This is a genomic window from Achromobacter sp. UBA4530 (assembly GCF_002388205.1).
Lineage (GTDB): Bacteria > Pseudomonadota > Gammaproteobacteria > Burkholderiales > Burkholderiaceae_B > Achromobacter > Achromobacter animicus.
Genome location: NZ_DGMA01000018.1, coordinates 1,791 through 2,879, shown reverse-complemented (window position 1 = coordinate 2,879; position 1,089 = coordinate 1,791). Strand labels below are relative to the sequence as shown.

The window sequence follows — 1,089 nt, the reverse complement described above, 5'->3', positions numbered from 1 at the left end:
CCTGCAGCGCAAGCAGATCCGGCGCCTGGTCAGGCAGGTGTTCCTGCAGCGCGTCCACCGATGCGAAGACGCGGGTCTCCCATTGAAACTGGCGCAGCACGGCGGCAAGACGCCACCCCGCCACATTCTCAGATGGCACGATGAACACGCTGCCCCGCTCCCACATGCGACCGCCTCAGAAGTTATCACCCTAGTGTTACTTATATCCACCAACGTGACAGACCTGCAAGCTTCAATCGCCCTGTGAAAACATTCTCAGACCGACTGAAGCATGCGCGTCTTCTTCGTGGCCACACGCAGAAGGCGCTCGCCCGTTTGGTGCGCATCTCCCAAAGTGCTATCGGCAGCTACGAAAGTGGTCTGCGGCATTCGAGCCGATCCGCGCGCAAGCTGGCGCAGGTGTTGAAGATCGAAGTCGAATGGCTGGAGACCGGCAAGGGTCCCATGGAACTTCCCCTGGAAGCCTACGACCTGAGCAATACCTTGCCAGTATCAGGCGTGTCCGACGCCGCGCCGCGCCCTGGCGGCCGGCCCCGCCCGCAGGCGCCTTGGCCCTATCCCAACATTTCGCCCTCGCAATTCGAGTCGCTGACGGCTGACGAACGGGCATTGCTCGAAGCGTTGACCCAGACCTTCATCGAAACCACATTGCTTCGCCGCGGCATCAAGCCGCGCGGCCGCAAGATCGGCTGATTGCGATACAGGCGGGCGGTCGTCCACGCGGAACCATTCATCCCGCTCTTGTTGGACGCCCGCGATACATGCGCCGCCCCTTCCGGACAAAAACGCGGCGCAAAAAAAACCGGCTACATGAGCCGGTTTTTTTGCGCGCCCTGAATCAGGGCTTGGCGGCGGGCGCCGGCGCGGGGGCCGTGCCACCTGCCGCGGGAGCGGCGTCGCCACGGATGCGGGCGGCGATCTCGGAAGCGGCTTGAGCCGAAGGCACGCCGAATGCCAGCACGCCGCGGTTGAGCGGTTCGCCGATCAGCGGCGCGGCAACCAGTTCCTGATCGATCACCAGAGCCAGGACGCTGCCGACGTTGGCCGTGCTGACGGTGGTGAGCTTGCGCGTGCCGGCTTCAGAGAAAC

Annotated in this window: 2 protein-coding genes; one reads left to right on the top strand and one right to left on the bottom strand. The window is 63.9% G+C overall.

The window, feature by feature from the left end; genetic code table 11:
- Positions 1 to 243: 243 nt before the first annotated feature.
- Positions 244 to 693: a helix-turn-helix transcriptional regulator gene (locus tag B2W22_RS14880; RefSeq protein WP_175122090.1), complete on the top strand. Its 450-nt coding sequence runs from the start codon at positions 244 to 246 to the stop codon at positions 691 to 693.
- A 145-nt stretch (positions 694 to 838) separates the two neighbouring features.
- Here B2W22_RS14880 and B2W22_RS14875 read toward each other — a convergent pair.
- Positions 839 to 1,089, bottom strand: a 251-nt coding sequence (locus B2W22_RS14875) for a SecDF P1 head subdomain-containing protein (protein WP_414631965.1), incomplete at its 5' end; no start/stop codon positions are given.